Genomic DNA, 14,463 nt, shown 5'->3' on the forward strand with positions numbered 1-14,463 from the left:
CTTTCTTAAGGTTTATTCTAATCCATCGAGTTGATGAGGATTTTCATCGCCTCATCATCTGTCGGCATACAGGTGGTGGAGAAACCGCTGTCCACATGGTGGGTTTCGCCAGTGACGCCCGATGACAGATCAGACAGCAGATAAAGGCCCGCGCCCGCCACGTCATCAAGCGTGATGTTGCGGCGCAGTGGTGCGTTTTGCTCATTGTATTTCAGCAGCATGCGGAAGTCACCAACGCCAGACGCCGCAAGCGTTTTCATCGGGCCCGCAGAGATGGTGTTCACGCGGATGCCTTTTTCGCCCAGGTCGCGCGCCATATAGCGGGTGGAGCACTCAAGCGCGGCTTTCGCGACACCCATCACGTTATAGTGGGGCACTACCTTTTCAGAGCCATAGTAGCTGAGCGTCAGCATGCTGCCGCCGTTCGTCATCATCTTTTCCAGACGCTGGCCCACGGCCACGAAGCTGTAGGCAGAGATGTTCATGGTCATCAGGAAGTTATCGAGCGTGGTGTCAATATAGCGACCGCGCAGCTCAGACTTGTCCGAATAGCCAATGGCGTGCACGAAAAAGTCGATGCTGTCCCACTTTTCGGCCAATTTCTCGGCCATGGCGTCGATCGAGGCGGCGTCGGAGACGTCACACTGAACCAGGAAATCGGAACCGATGGATTCCGCGAGCGGACGCACGCGCTTTTCAAGCGCTTCGCCCTGGTATGAAAAGGCAACCTCTGCGCCTTGCTCTGCGCAAGCTTTGGCAATGCCCCAGGCCATCGAGCGGTCGTTTGCGACGCCCATGATCAGCCCGCGTTTTCCTTCCATCAATTTGGTCATATTCGCCCCCTTTTTATATCTGTTAGGCCGAGAATTCGGCGCATCCTACACGAAGCGCCCGGATGGTCAATTGTTTTGGCCGAAACTGATTAGGCTTCGGATTCCGGCGCTTCCGCGCCTTCTTTCTTTTCATCTGGTTTTGATGCAGCCTCTGCAGCTTCTTCCTTTGCACGCCGTTCTACCCGCGCCTTGGCTTTTGCCCGGCTGGCATCCCCAAACGTATATGCTGCGTTGAGTTCCGCCCCCAGCACAAACCCAAGGCTGACAAGGAAACAGAATAGCTGCATCACCACCACGCCCGCTAGGCTGCCGTAGGTGACATCATAGTTTCCGGCGTACTTGAGATAGACCGAAAGCCCCTTGGCTGTGGCGATCAACACCACGACGCTCAGGAGCGTACCGGGCAGGCGGGCAGTGTGCTTGATCTTCCTTGGGGTCAGGGCAAGGTACATCATATAGATGCCCAGGGTCAGAATGGAGGGGCTCACCAGCAGGCTCAGGTACCCCCAGGCGGTGTTGATGCCTTCCGATACGATGTCGGGAAACAGGCTGGTGACCGCCTTCAGGACCGCGGGCCCCAGCACCATGATCGACATGGCGGTGACGATTGCGATGGCACCGAACACAACAACACCAAGGCTTTCAAGCCGCCTGATCCAGACAGCACGGGCATATTCCTTGCCGAAAGCCTTGATCAATATCTCGCGCGCTGCTTCAACGCCGTTGCCGGCTGTCCAGATGGCCAGAAGGATCGATCCGGTCAGGATTTCGGCACCGGTGTTTTTGACGATGCCATCGATTGGCCCTTTGACCACCTTTGATACTTCTGGCGGCAAAACATCGTTGAGGAGATAGTTTACCGCCTCGACGCCGCTTGCCGTTTGGCCCATAAAGCCGGAAACGGCCACAAGGAAGATGATGAACGGAAACAGCGAAAGCATGGTCAGGAAGGCCATATTGCCCGCAGCCGCCATGCCGTCATTGTCGAAGAAATAGATGAAGGTGCGCTTCCAGGCCCGTTTATGGCGTTCGATCGGGTTCATCCGGTCAGCTTAGCCCCGCTTTTTTGCGCAGTTCCGCGCCATTGCCGCCGGACCATTGCTTCATCAGCTTTTCAAGCTCGGCGTCGCGGTCTGTTGGCAGCATCAGCTTCAGGTTGACATACATGTTGCCCACCTCATCACCGCGTTTGACACCCTTGCCCTTCAGCCTCAGGCGCTTGCCGGTGGAGCTGTTTTTGGGGATGCGGACTGTCAGGCGCCCTTTTGGTGTGGGCACCTCAATGTCGCCGCCCAACACCGCCTCATCAAGTGAGATTGGCAGTTCCAGATGGATATCCAGGTCCTTGCGGGTGAAATAGGGGTGTGGCGCCACGCGGATTTCCACCATGGCGTCGCCCTTTGGGCCCTTGCCGAAGCCGGGGCCGCCCTGGCCTGAGAGCCGGATCACCTGGCCGTCCTTGATGCCGGGTGGGATTTTGATGTCCACGTTCCGACCGTCGTTGAGCGTCAGCCTGCGTGTGCTGCCGTTGATCGACTCGTCAAATCCGATGGTGATCTTGTAGCTGAGGTCCAGCCCGCGCTTCCGGCCAGACTGCTCAAACGGGCTATCCCCGCGTGAAGGCCCTTTGCGCCTGCTTGAAGAACGGAAAAATTCCGTGAAGATGTCCTGGGCTTCATCAAGATCGAAATCGTCGAAGCTTGCGGAGGCACGGCGCTTTCCGCCGCCTCCAAAACCAAACGGGTTGGAGTAGGTGCGTTTCTCGGCGCCGGTTTCGTCAATCTCGCCACGGTCATAGCGGGCGCGCTGCTGCTCGTTCCCCAGGATCGAATAGGCCGCGGAAACTTCCTTGAAGCGGTCCACGATCTTGGGATTATCCTTGTTGGCGTCCGGATGGTATTTTTTTGCCAAGGAACGATAGGCCTTCTTGACGTCATCCTGGCTGGCGTCGCGGTTTAGGCCCAAAATATCATAAAGGTCGCTCATAGGATTGTATCAAACCCAAAAAACAGATACTGAATCACGTGTCTTGCTATCATATAAGGGGCAGGGCACGGCGTGCAATATTCTTGCGTTTATAGATGCTTAGTTTTGATATAGCAGAATGCGCCACCTAAGTGACGAAAAAGATTTTATGACAAGGATTTATGACAGTGTCTGACAAGCGCGCGGCCTTTGAAACACCTTTTGACCAGGTCAACGCCTGGATTGCCGAGGCAACAGAGAGTGAGCCAAACGATCCAACGGCCATGGCGCTTGCGACAGCCACACCAGACGGAATACCAAGCGTGCGCATGGTGCTTCTGAAGGGGTGTGATGCTGATGGCCTTGTTTTCTATACCAACCTTGAAAGCCGCAAAGGCGGTGAACTGGCAGCCAATCCGAACGCGGCACTTTTGTTTCACTGGAAAACACTGCGCCGCCAGATACGCGTTGAGGGGGCTGTAGAGCCTGTTACCCTTGAGGAAGCGGACGCCTATTTCGCGTCACGCCCGCGTGCCAGCCGCATTGGTGCCTGGGCATCCCAGCAGTCTCGCGAAATGGAAGGCCGCTTCGAATTTGAAGGTGCGATCGCGAAATATACTGCCAAGTTTGGCGCTGGCGAGGTGCCGCGGCCAGATCATTGGTCCGGCTTTCGCCTGAAGCCGCGCTATTTCGAATTCTGGCGCGACCGGAAATTCCGCCTGCACGAGCGTGTTACCTACACCCGTGATGAGGCTGCAGGCGATTGGCGCCTAGCAGAGCTTTACCCCTGATATTTCACTTTTGTGACGGCTTGAGCAGACTTTTGACTGAACTGTCACGCACCTGAAATATCTCTGTCACAGTCAAAAATTAGGTTGCTCCTCGCACGAAATTTACTGCGGGGCTGCACGCATGGTGGCACCGCTTAGTGAGGGGTTATATCATGCGCATTTCTGTCCGCTTTAGGATTCTTCTGGGCTTTGCGGCTGTCATTGTCACACTTGCAGCAGCAAACCGCATATCGTCGTCGGGGCTTCGTGGCCTTGATGGCGCTTCTCAGGCAATTGCCGATAAGACGGACATTGTGCGTCATGTGAATGACTATGCTTCCGACATTGCCGCGCAAACGAGTGCCTTGCGGACATTCGCCTTTTCCGGGCGCGATGAAGACAAGCAGCGCTTGACCGAAGCACAGGCGCGGGCAGATGCTACGCGTGTGAAGGTGGCGGAGATACTGGCGCAAACGGGGGCGGCGGAGACTGCCCAGGCCCTTGAAACAGCTTCCCACGATTTTGACACTGTTTTCACAGCTGTTGAAAACCGCTTGGGCAATGAAGAAGATGCCCTTCAGGTGGTGGCCATCGGTATTGGCAAGCTGGAAAGCTCAGCCGCAGCGCTGGTGGAATTCCTGAAATCAAAGGATGGTGAGGCGGCGGCGCTTGCGCCTCAGTTTGGCCCACTGGTGGCGCGCTACAATCAGGCGAGCATCGCCTATGTGGCGTCTGGCCGGCTGGCAGACTTTGAAGAGGCAATTTCAGCGGGCGAGGAACTCGACGGCCTTATCAGGACAGCGCAGATGGCCCTTAAGGGCACGCCGCGCCGCGAGATGCGGGTGCTGATCTATGCCCGGCGGGACAGCGACGTGATCCGCCAGAGCCTGCGGGCAAAGCATGCGGCAGCGACATCGCTGCAAGACACAATGACCCAGTTGGAAGCTGCAGCGACCGCCATTGCCAACATTACCGCAAAAGCCAAGTTGACGGCCCGGGAAGAGCAAGGGCATGCCCTGACTGATATGATCGCGGCTGTCGATAAAGCAACTGAGCAAAGCTTTATCGGGTTGGTCGTTGGTGCGGTCATCGCAGCCATCATGGCCTGGTATATTGGCTTTTCGGTTGCGCGCCCGCTTGGCCGCATCACGGACGCGATTGCCAAACTTGCGGCTGGCGACAAGACGGTTGAAATCCCGGGTCGGGACCGGGGTGACGAGCTGGGCCGCATGGCGGAAGCTGCCGGTGTGTTCAAAGACAAGACATTTGAGCTTGAGCGCCTTGCTGAGGAAAAGCATGAGGTTGAGCGGCGCGAGGCCGAGGCCCGCCGCCTGCAGGAGGTTGAAGATGCTCGCCGCCTTGAGGAGCATCAGAAGGCCGAAGAACGCGCGCGGGAAGAACGCCGTGAAGCGCGCCAGCAGCAACGTCTGCAAATGGCAGACGCTTTTGAGGCCGGTGTGATGCGCATCGTGGAATCAGTTGCCGGTGCGTCGCGCAATATGGCGGGTGCTGCCAGCAAGCTGGTGAGCAATACTGAGCGCACAGCGTCAGAAGTGAACGCAACCCAGCGTGCCACTGATGAGGCGTCCCAGAATGTGCAGGCTGTGGCGGGGGCCACGGAAGAGCTTTCTGTGTCTTTCCGGTCTGTCAGCAATGAGCTCGATGAAAACGCCAAGGTAGCGCAGAGTGCTGTTGAGGAAGCGAGCCGCACGACAGAGACGGTGGCGGGGCTTTCGGATGCCGCACACCAGATCGGGAATGTGGTGAAGATGATCCGCGATATCGCGGAACAGACCAACCTGCTTGCCCTCAATGCGACCATCGAGGCCGCGCGCGCAGGTGATGCCGGTCGCGGGTTTGCCGTGGTGGCGTCTGAAGTGAAAAGCCTTGCGGCGCAGTCAAGCAAAGCCACCGAAGACATTGCGGCATATGTCGAAAAGATCCAACTGGTATCAAATGATGCGTCCGGCGCAATTGAGCGCATTGGCGACATTATCGGCCAGATGAATGATGTGACCCAATCTGTTGTTGCGGCCGTTCAGCAGCAGGCGGCGGCGACAGGTGAGATTGCTCATAATGTCCAGCAAGTTTCGGCAGGAACCGAACAAGTGCGGGCCAGTGTCTCTATTGTAGATACGGCAGCCTATGAGACACGCACCATGTCCAGTGACCTGAAAACGAATGCAGAAAGCCTGATGGAGGAAGCCGACAGCCTCAAACGTGAAGTGGAGCGTTTCCTGACGGAAGTACGTGACACAAAAGAGGAAGAGGCGACCACAACTGTCGCGAAGGCGACTACAGCGAAAAATATGGGTGCTCAAATCCATCTGCTGCGATCTGCTTAGCAGATTTTTAATCCTAGAATTTGAAAGCCCGCGTTTGCGGGCTTTTTTCGTTTTCGCCTTTGAAGTCTTCTGAAGCCGAACTAGTCTCTAATGCAACAGATTGCCTTTGGGGAAAGGCGGCTTTTCAAAGGGGGAAAGATGATGGACGGCATGACACTTCAGGAAACGCCGGCGGAAGATATCGCGGTCACACTTAGGGCCCAGCGCCACAGCTATCTGGCTGAAGGCTTTGTAACTGCTGAGGTCAGGAAGGACAGGCTCCGCCGCGCACTTAAGTGCCTGATGGAGTATAAGGACGACTATATCCGGCTGATTTCGGAAGATTTCGGCAACCGGTCCGCAGAAACCACGCTGTTTGCCGATGTGGCCGCCAGCTCCGGCGCTCTCAGGGACGCGATCAAGCATGTAGACAAGTGGATGAAGCCTTCCAAGCGCAAGCTGCAGTTCCCGCTGGGACTTTTGGGCGCGAAAGCCCAGGTCGTACCCCAGCCGAAAGGCGTTGTGGGGCTGATTACCCCGTGGAACTTTCCGCTGACCATGGTGTTTGTGCCGCTTGCGCAAATGCTGGCGGCGGGCAACCGGGTGGTCATCAAGCCAAGCGAGCACACACCGCGCACGTCCGCATTTTTCAAGGAAGTGTTCGCCCAGAATTTCGATGAAACGGAAGTCGCTGTTGTGACGGGGGCTGTGCAAACCAGCCAGGCCTTCGCCAGCCAGCCATGGGACCATCTGATGTTCACGGGCGCACCGGTTGTGGGCAAGCTGATCATGCGGGCCGCATCAGAGAACCTGACGCCCGTGACACTGGAGCTCGGCGGCAAAAGCCCGGTAGTGGTGGGCAAAAGTGCGGACCTCGACATGGTGGCTGAACGCGTCGCAACCTTCAAGCATATGAATGCGGGGCAGATTTGCCTCGCGCCAGATTATCTGAATATTGACGCTGACCGCCGTGACGCGTTTGTGGAGACTTATACGAAGAAAGTCTCCAGCATGTATCCAACCATGCTGGCGAACGATCAATATACCTCCATCATCAGTGCGCGGCACCGCGAGCGGCTGGAAGGTTATATCGAGGACGCCAAGGCCAAGGGCGCGGACGTGCGTATCATCAATCCGGCGGATGAGGACTTCAAGGGCCAAAACCAGGCAAACAAGCTGCCGTCAGCCCTGATCCTGGACCCGACCGAGGACATGAAAGTGATGCAGGAAGAAATCTTCGGCCCAATCCTGCCGGTGCGGACATATCAGAAGACATCTGAAGTGATTGATTATGTCAATGAGCACGAACGTCCGCTGGCGCTTTATTATTTCGGCCAGGACAAGGCCGAGGAAACCGAGGTGCTGACACGGACGACATCAGGCGGGGTCACAGTAAATGACGTGCTGTGGCATGGGGCGCATGAAAACTTGCCGTTTGGCGGTGTGGGCAACAGCGGCATGGGCCATTACCATGGGTATGACGGCTTCCTGGAGTTCAGCCACCAGAAATCTGTGCTGAGGCACCCGAAGCTGTCGATCGGTAATCTCCTTGGTATTGTGCCGCCTTATACGGATAAGCTCCGCAAAAACGTGGAAAGACAGATCAAATAGTAGTCAGGAGTGGCGGATATGATCGCCTATAATTTCAACAGCGTTTCATCGATTTTGGTCGAGGACGGCGCCGCCCGCAATTTGGGCGCCACCCTTAAGGCCCGGTTCGGGTGCCAGAAACCAATGGTCATCACCGACATGGGCTTGGTGCGTCTTGGCATGGTGGGGCCGATCATGCATGCGCTTGAGGAGGCGGAACTGCATCCGTCGCTTTATGACGGTGTGGAAGCCGACCCTTCTGAGAAAGTGGTGCTCGAGGCCGTCAAAGCGGCCAAGGCGCATGGCTCCGACCTGATCGTTGGCTTCGGCGGTGGCAGCTCGATGGACGTGGCGAAACTGGTGGCGATCCTATGCAAAGGCGCTCAGGCACTGGGCGATATCTATGGTCTTGATCAGGTGTCGGGCGGACGCCTGCCGCTGGTACAGGTGCCGACAACGGCAGGGACAGGGTCTGAAGTGACGCAGATTGCCATCGTCACCACGGGCGAAAGCACCAAGATGGGGGTATCCGACAAGGCACTGCTAGCGGACCTGGCCATTCTGGATGCGACGCTGACGAAAGGCCTGCCGCCGCATATCACTGCGGCGACAGGTATTGACGCCATGGTTCACGCCATTGAGGCCTATACTTCCAAGATCAAGAAGAACCCAATTTCTGACGGCCTTGCACGGCAAGCGCTTCTGATGCTGGGTGCCAATATCGAGGTCGCCTGCAAGGAAGGCGACAATATGGAAGCACGCCGCGGCATGCTGGTTGGCGCCACGCTCGCGGGGCAGGCGTTTGCCAATTCGCCTGTTGCGGGCGTGCATGCGCTGGCTTATCCGCTTGGAGGGCATTTCCATATCCCGCACGGGCTGTCCAACGCGCTTGTGTTGCCGCATGTGCTCAGGTTCAACGAGCCTGTCGCAGGCGGCCTCTATGCTGAATTGGCCGAGCTTGTGGGGGCTGGGGACAGTGCGGCAGCGCTGATCAACTGGCTCGAGCGCATCGCCGATGATGTGGGGATTGAAAAGCGCCTGAGGGATGTTGGCATCAGCCATAATGACCTGCCGATGCTGGCGGAGGACGCCATGAAACAGCAGCGTCTTCTGGTGAACAACCCGAGGGAGATCACACAGGACGATGCTCTCAAAATCTATGAGGCAGCCTGGTGAGCGATAAAGAAGCCCTGCGCGCTGTCAGCGCCTATCCACATGTGTCTGACATCCAGACCCGCTGGATGGACAATGACGTCTATGGCCATGTCAATAACGTGGTCTACTACAGCTTTTTCGACACAGCAGTGAACCGCTTCCTGATCGAAGGTGGCGTTCTGGATATTCATAAAGGCCAAGTGATTGGCCTGGTGGTGGAGACCAACTGCCGCTACCTCAAACCGCTCGAATTCCCAGAGCCCGTGCGAGCGGGCATCGCGGTCTCGCACATCGGCACCTCAAGCGTGCGCTACGAGATCGGCCTTTTCGCCGGGGACGCCTTAGAACCCGCGGCACAGGGACATTTTGTCCATGTTTATGTGGACAGAGAGACGCGCCGCCCCACTTCATTACCAAAGGACTTCAGGGCCTTGTTGGAGACCATCCTTCTAAAGCCCTGACGAACGCCAGGAGGGGAGTGAGTAATGGATGTGAAAGACAAGGTTGTTGTGGTCACCGGCGGTGCAAGCGGTATCGGCGAGGCGCTGGCGAAGCTGTTCGCTGCCGAAGGCGCCAAAGCCGTGGCCATTGCAGACATGGACGCCGAGGGCGCAGAACGTGTCGCGGGTGAGATCGGCCCGGTCGCCAAGGCCTACAGGCTAGATGTAACCGACGGGGCAGCCGTAAAGGCGATGGTCGAAGACGTGGAGGCATCTGCGGGCCCTGTGGACCTATATTGTTCAAATGCGGGGATCATTTTCTCAGACGCGCCGACATGGTCTGTCATCAACTGTACGGACGCCCAGTGGCAAAAAATCTGGGAAGTGAACGTGTTCGCGCATGTTCTGGCGTGCCGCGCTGTATTGCCGGGCATGATCGAACGCGGTTCGGGCGCGTTCCTGATCACGGCTTCTGCCGCAGGGCTTCTGAGCCAGATCGGCGACAGCAGCTATTCAACCACCAAGCATGCAGCCGTTGGTTTTGCGGAAAGCCTTGCCATCGCCCACGGTGACGACGGCATCTATGTGGGCTGTCTGTGCCCGCAAGCCGTGACCAGTAAGATGACGGCAGGCGCAGAGAAAAGCTCGGCAGCCGCGGACGGCATCATGCCCGCTGAGGAACTGGCCACGCGTACGCTTGCAATGATGCGGGAAGGGCGCTTCATGATCCGCCCGCATGAGCAGGTGGAAGGCTATTTCAAACACAAGGCCAACGATTATGACCGCTGGGTTGGGGGGATGCGAAAATTCCGCCGCAACCAGCTTGCGACCACTGGCCGCCCGATCTGATTTTTGGGAGTTTTTTCAATGGATTATACCAAGTTAATGGATTTCACCGACAAGGTGGTTTTTGTGTCCGGTTCATCGCGCGGGATTGGCGAAGCCATCGTCCGGGCCTTTGCTGCCAATGGCGCGAAAGTGATTGTTTCTTCCCGCGATCAGGCAGCCTGTGAGAAGGTGGCTGAAAGCATTCGGGCAGACGGTGGCGATGCCAAAGCCAAAGCAGCCCACGCCGGCAAGATGGAAGACGTATCAGCCGTGTTCGAATGGATAAAGGCAGAGTATGGCCGCCTGGACGTGCTGGTGAACTGCGGAGGTACCAACCCGTTTTACGGCCTGATAGGCGAAACGCCCGAGGCCGCTTTTGACAAGACGATCGATGTAAATCTGAAGGGGCCGTTTTATCTGTCCGCCGAAGCGGTGAAGATGATGAAAGGGCAGGGCGGCGGCGCGATTGTGAATGTGGCGTCTATTAACGGCCTGTCGCCGGGGCACCTGCAGGGCATTTATTCGATGACCAAATCGGCCATGATCAATATGACCAAGGCCTACGCCCGCGAGTATGGCCATGATGGCATTCGGGTGAACGCCATTTGCCCCGGCCTTGTGGACACCAAGATGACAGCGGTGTTTACCTCTAACGAGGATATGCTGTCACAGTATACCAGCCAGTTCCCGATCCCGCGTGCGGGCAAGCCGGAGGACATGGTTGGTGGCGTGCTTTACCTGGCATCTGACGCTGCAGCCTTCACCACCGGCACCACGCTGGTGATGGACGGCGGCTGGACGGCATAGGAGGCGCATATGACAGAATCACTGAATAAAACCGTTGATGTGCGTGAGGGTGAGGAGCTGGATAGCAAGCTGATCGACAGCATCATCAAGGAGCGTATCGGCGGCCTTGAAGGCACGCCCACGATCCGCCAGTTCGCCAGTGGCCATTCGAACCTGACTTATTCGATCCAGTACCAGAACAAGAGCCTGGTGCTCAGGCGTCCGCCGTTCGGTACGCGCCCGAAGTCCGGTCACAGCATGATCCGCGAATATAGCGTGATGAACGCCTTGAAGCCGGTTTTCCCGGCGGTGCCTGAGACCTATTTCCATGTGCCGGATGAAGGCAGCCCGCTGGGTGCCGAGTTTTATGTGATGGAGCAGGTGGAAGGCCGCAAGCTGGACCGCACCATCCCTGCAAGCTGGGGCTTTGGCGAGGAAGAGGGCCGCAAGCTGTGCCTGTCTTTCTTTAATAAGCTGATCGAGCTGCATCAGGTGGACTATAAGGCCGCGGGCCTTGGCGATTTTGGTAAGCCTGAGGGCTATGTGGAGCGCCAGGTCACCGGCTGGAACCGCCGGTTCGAGCGCGTGATCACCGACGATGTCGAAGATTTCGCGGACGTTCGCAAATGGCTTGAAGATCACATGCCACCCGGTGAGGTGGGCCACGCGGTGCTGCATGGCGATTACCGGCTGGATAATGTGATCCTGTGTGAAGACAACCCGTTCGAGATCAAGGCGATTCTGGACTGGGAGATCAGCGCGCTTGGTGATCCGCTGATGGACCTTGGCAACACGCTGGCCTATTGGTCGCAAAAGGGTGATCCGGACGAGATGATCGCCATGTGCATGCAGCCCTGCATGGCGCCCGGCATGCTGACCCGGGAGGAAATCTGCGAGCTTTATGCCGAAAAGACAGGCCATGACCTGTCGAAATTCGACTACTATCTGGTGTATGGTGTGTTTCGCCTGGCGGTGATTTTGCAGCAGATTTACTATCGCTATTACCATGGCCAGACCAAGAATAAGGCCTTTGCCGGCTTTGGTGTCCGCACCAATCAGATCGGCAACTATGCCCGCTTACTGATTGAAAAATCTGGCATTTAACAAAAATTCTATGCTATAGCGAAAAGCCTTCGGCGTAATCAGCCGGAGGCTTTTGTTCGTTCAGGCAGATATTCTCAGGCTATATACACTCCGCTACAATTGCGGAGATTTGTTTATCATTGGTTCACTTTATGCGGCTATTCTCGCACCACGGACCAAGCACGGCATAGGGGACATTTGTGGCTGAAAAACTCGCTTTCTCACTCGCACTGGACTTGCTCTTCAACGGGCAGAATATGGACTATTGCGAGCGCCCGATCAGCCTGGACATCATCGAAGACATGGCCATGTTCAGTGACCTGCCTGGCAGGGCACGTGTTGGCGTTATAGGCCCGGGTGGCGGCCGTCTGGTCAAAACCATGGTCGAGCGTGGCTATACGGTTGATGCCTATGAAGGCAGGGCGGAATGCCGTGAACACCTGGAGCGCATGTTCGTAGGAACGACTGCAGCAAAAATTCATCCTGCCCACCATCTGGATGATCCAATGAGGCGCGAGAAGATGAAGTTCGACGCGCTTTTCTGCATGGATGACCTGCGCGCCTTCCGCGAGGATCATGAGTGGACCGCGCACGTCCAGCGCATGGTTCGCGCTGACGGCTATTTTGTTTATTCGCAGGTGTCTAACAATCTGCCCGCCAAGAAGAACACGCTGGATCAGTATTTCGATTTGGTCGGCAACTATAATGTCAGCGAAGAAACGGCGGGCCAAATCCGCGAGAGCTATATGGCGCTGGACACGTGGGAGCCAAAAGAGAAAGACAAGAAAATGGCCATCGAGACACTCGATATGGTCAAGTCAGCCTCTGGGCTTCGGCGCAGTATCATGAGCGGCGTTGAAGTGCGCTACGTGGTTTGGCGCAAGAAATACGGCCTGAAATAGACCCTTTAGTAAGCCCAAAAAAAGCAAAAGGCCCTCCCTGTCAGGAGAGGGCCTCTTTTTCTTCCTGATTGAGCCTGAGGAGCGATTCCTGTGCCGTGGACGCCAGAAGGCGGCCAGAACGGTCATAGAGCGCACCACGGGCAAGCCCGCGTCCCTTGCCGCTCCAGTAGCCGTCAGTTTTATAGTAAACCCAGTCATCAACACGGAAATTCTCGCGGTGGAACCACATGCCGTGATCAAGGCTCGCCACCGTCTTGAGGCGCGGGTCGCGCGGGATCATAGCGTGGGGCCGCAGGTTTGAAGACAGGAAGGCGAAATCCGAGATATAGGCCATCAGGCGGGCATGCAGGTTCTGGTCGCCGTCGATCTTTTCCTTCAGGCGGAACCAGTAGCCAGTTTCAGGGCTTTTCGGTTGCGGATTTTCAAGGTCCATACGGTCGATTGAGCGCATCTCAAACGGCATGAAAGGCTTGTCCTTGGGCTGTTTGCCGAAGGCGCGCAGCACGCGGGCATAGTATGCCTCATCGTCGTCCAGGTCTTCCGGCTGCGGCACATCAGGCATATCAATCTGGTGCTCAAGGCCTTGTTCGCCAACGTGGAAAGATGCGGCGATGGAGAAGATGGCTTCTCCATTCTGGATCGCAACAACCCGCCGGGTGACAAAGCTGCGCCCGTCGCGGATTGGGTCCACGTCATAAAGGATCGGCTGGCTATAGATGCCGGGCCGCAGGAAATAGCAGTGGATGGAATGCAGCTTGTAAGCTTTGTCTACAGTCAGCGTCGCGGCTTCCATACCCTGTGCGATCACATGGCCGCCAAACACATGTTTGTTTGGCCACTGGTTCGGCGTGCCGCGAAACAGCAATTTATCAAGCTGCTCGACAGCCAGCTCATCAATTATAGGCTGAACATTGGTCATAAAATCTCTTGGCTTTTTATTGGTCAGTCACGGAAGCTTGGGTCAAGCCGTTCCATCTTCCGAAGAATAGCGGGCCAGACGAAATTGTCAGCCCCGTTTGCGCCAGCCACGACACGCAGGTCGCGCAGGGCATTGTCGATCGATTCCTGGCTTGGCTTATGAACGGCGGCACCGGTGGACTGTGTCAGCACCTGAATTTTGCAGGCGCGCTCCAGGAACCACATGGCTTCGAAAGCTTTTGCTACCGTGTCGCCCACCGTGAGCGTGCCGTGGTTCCTCAGGATCAGGGCGTTTTTGGTGCCGAAGTCTTCGACCAGCCGCTCTTTCTCGCCGTCATTCACGGCAAAGCCCTCATAGTCATGGTAGGCAACCATGGCCCACGGCACGATGCTTGTCTGGCACATGGGCAAAAGCCCGTCTTTCTGGTTCGATACGGCGATGCCATAGTCTGTATGCAGATGCATTACACAGTTGGCGTCGTCGCGTGCGGCGTGGATGGCGCTGTGGATCACAAAACCCGCAGCGTTTGGAATGAAAGGTGTGTCCATCAACTGTTTGCCGTTCAGGTCCACCTTCACAAGGCTCGAAGCCGTTATTTCCTCAAACATCAGCCCAAGCGGGTTGATCAGGAAATGGTGGTCCGTGCCTGGTACGCGCATGGAGAGGTGGGTATAGATCAGGTCGTCCCAGCCCATATAGGCCATCATGCGATAGGCCGCTGCGAGGTCCACCCGGGCCTGCCATTCTTCTGCCGAGACCTGGTCTTTAACGCTCTTGATATCCAACATGCCTGGTTTAGCCATTTTCCCCTCCGGTATCTTTGGGCGATGCCCCTGATGTCTTCCTGACCTGAAACTAGGTCATTTGA

14 protein-coding genes are annotated in these 14,463 nt (G+C 56.7%); 9 read left to right on the forward strand and 5 right to left on the reverse strand.

All coding sequences use genetic code 11. The features are described from left to right. Window positions 1-17: 17 nt before the first annotated feature. From KORM41_RS04805 to KORM41_RS04815, 3 genes are all read right to left on the reverse strand, one after another. Entirely contained in the window at window positions 18-833 is an 816-nt protein-coding gene (locus tag KORM41_RS04805) for an enoyl-ACP reductase FabI (RefSeq protein ID WP_068145364.1), read from the reverse strand. A gap of 89 nt (window positions 834-922) precedes the next feature. Continuing rightward, window positions 923-1,876: a YihY/virulence factor BrkB family protein gene (locus KORM41_RS04810; protein WP_068145367.1), complete on the reverse strand. Its 954-nt coding sequence runs from the start codon at window positions 1,874-1,876 to the stop codon at window positions 923-925. Window positions 1,877-1,880: 4 nt separating this feature from the next. Beyond that, window positions 1,881-2,819, reverse strand: coding sequence for a DnaJ C-terminal domain-containing protein (locus KORM41_RS04815; RefSeq protein ID WP_068145370.1), 939 nt, complete (start codon window positions 2,817-2,819; stop codon window positions 1,881-1,883). 161 nt (window positions 2,820-2,980) lie between these two features. On the opposite strand from KORM41_RS04815, the gene pdxH reads away from it, so the two are divergent. The 9 genes from pdxH (at window position 2,981) to KORM41_RS04860 (ending at window position 12,676) form a co-directional block, all read left to right on the forward strand. Next, window positions 2,981-3,589 (forward strand): pyridoxamine 5'-phosphate oxidase, encoded by a 609-nt coding sequence (gene pdxH, locus KORM41_RS04820; RefSeq protein WP_068145374.1) that lies wholly within the window; start codon window positions 2,981-2,983, stop codon window positions 3,587-3,589. A 152-nt stretch (window positions 3,590-3,741) separates the two neighbouring features. Then, on the forward strand, window positions 3,742-5,913 hold the full coding sequence (locus tag KORM41_RS04825; RefSeq protein WP_068145376.1) for a methyl-accepting chemotaxis protein: 2,172 nt from the start codon (window positions 3,742-3,744) through the stop codon (window positions 5,911-5,913). Window positions 5,914-6,051: 138 nt separating this feature from the next. Continuing rightward, the gene (locus KORM41_RS04830; RefSeq protein ID WP_231727146.1) at window positions 6,052-7,503 is read left to right on the forward strand and encodes a coniferyl aldehyde dehydrogenase; all 1,452 of its coding nucleotides are present in this window, start codon (window positions 6,052-6,054) and stop codon (window positions 7,501-7,503) included. Between the two features lie 18 nt (window positions 7,504-7,521). Next, window positions 7,522-8,658 carry an iron-containing alcohol dehydrogenase gene (locus KORM41_RS04835; RefSeq protein ID WP_068145379.1) on the forward strand — a complete coding sequence of 379 codons (1,137 nt, stop codon included), beginning with the start codon at window positions 7,522-7,524 and terminating at the stop codon, window positions 8,656-8,658. Further along, window positions 8,655-9,098 (forward strand): acyl-CoA thioesterase, encoded by a 444-nt coding sequence (locus KORM41_RS04840; protein ID WP_068145381.1) that lies wholly within the window; start codon window positions 8,655-8,657, stop codon window positions 9,096-9,098. Before KORM41_RS04835 ends, KORM41_RS04840 begins: the two co-directional genes overlap by 4 nt. Window positions 9,099-9,122: 24 nt before the next feature. Further along, window positions 9,123-9,926 (forward strand): SDR family oxidoreductase, encoded by an 804-nt coding sequence (locus KORM41_RS04845; protein ID WP_068145384.1) that lies wholly within the window; start codon window positions 9,123-9,125, stop codon window positions 9,924-9,926. 18 nt (window positions 9,927-9,944) lie between these two features. Then, entirely contained in the window at window positions 9,945-10,712 is a 768-nt protein-coding gene (locus KORM41_RS04850) for a glucose 1-dehydrogenase (RefSeq protein WP_068145387.1), read from the forward strand. A 9-nt stretch (window positions 10,713-10,721) separates the two neighbouring features. Then, window positions 10,722-11,795 (forward strand): phosphotransferase family protein, encoded by a 1,074-nt coding sequence (locus tag KORM41_RS04855; RefSeq protein ID WP_068145390.1) that lies wholly within the window; start codon window positions 10,722-10,724, stop codon window positions 11,793-11,795. A gap of 179 nt (window positions 11,796-11,974) precedes the next feature. Beyond that, entirely contained in the window at window positions 11,975-12,676 is a 702-nt protein-coding gene (locus tag KORM41_RS04860; protein ID WP_068145393.1) for a methyltransferase domain-containing protein, read from the forward strand. Between the two features lie 40 nt (window positions 12,677-12,716). On the opposite strand, the gene KORM41_RS04865 is transcribed toward KORM41_RS04860, so the two are convergent. Beyond that, the gene (locus KORM41_RS04865) at window positions 12,717-13,595 is read right to left on the reverse strand and encodes an acyl-CoA thioesterase (protein WP_068145394.1); all 879 of its coding nucleotides are present in this window, start codon (window positions 13,593-13,595) and stop codon (window positions 12,717-12,719) included. A gap of 23 nt (window positions 13,596-13,618) precedes the next feature. Continuing rightward, window positions 13,619-14,398 (reverse strand): class II aldolase/adducin family protein, encoded by a 780-nt coding sequence (locus tag KORM41_RS04870; RefSeq protein WP_068145397.1) that lies wholly within the window; start codon window positions 14,396-14,398, stop codon window positions 13,619-13,621. Window positions 14,399-14,463: the final 65 nt, after the last annotated feature.

The organism is Kordiimonas lipolytica (genome assembly GCF_001550065.1).